The sequence below is a fragment of the Mycobacterium sp. NGS17 genome (assembly GCF_059813205.1).
Genome location: NZ_JCALED010000030.1, coordinates 1 through 778, shown reverse-complemented (window position 1 = coordinate 778; position 778 = coordinate 1). Strand labels below are relative to the sequence as shown.

1 protein-coding gene is annotated in these 778 nt (G+C 69.2%); it reads right to left on the bottom strand.

The features are described 5' to 3' along the window. A partial coding sequence (locus tag AC5Y7E_RS24205) for an AMP-binding protein (protein ID WP_499950945.1) occupies window positions 1-778 on the bottom strand: 778 nt, incomplete at both ends.

Here is a 778-nt window from a genome sequence, read left to right as displayed (position 1 = left end):
CGCGCGGCCCAGGTAGTCCAGCTGCCCATCAGGGCGCCAACACACCAGATCCCCGGTCCGATACATCCGCTGCCCGGGCGCCCCGAACGGACAGGCCACAAACCGCGACCCGGTCAACCGCGCCCGGCCCACATAACCGACCCCCACCCCGGCGCCGGCCACATACAACTCACCGACCACCCCCACCGGCACCGCGCGCATCCACCCATCAAGGACGAACAACGCCGCCCCAGCCACCGGCGAGCCGATCGGCGGCGCCCCCGACCCCGCCACCAGCGGGGCGCTGAGGGTGGCATACACGGTGGTCTCGGTTGGGCCGTAGCCGTTGACCATCACCCGCCCCGGCGCCCACCGATCCACCACTTCCGGGGGGCACGCCTCACCAGCGATCACCAGCGACGCTTCCACCTGCTGCGGGGACAACATCCCCACCGCAGATGGTGTCTGGGTCAACACCGTCACCTGCTCGTCGGCCAGGAGAGCCTGGAAGTCTTGCGGGGAGCGGGTGACCTCGTCGGGTACCACCACCAGGCGTCCGCCATGCAGCAGCGCCCCCCAGATCTCCCACACCGAGTAGTCGAAGGCATACGAATGGCACTGCGTCCACACCTGTGTCGTCGGTACCTGGGGAAGCGAGGACTCCGCCAGGTGGGCCAGGTTGTGGTGGGTGATGGCGGTGCCTTTGGGGGTTCCGGTGGTGCCGGAGGTGTAGATCAGGTAGGCGATGTCGTCCGGGGTGGGGGACGGTAGTGGTGTGTTGGGCTGGTGGTCGATCGCG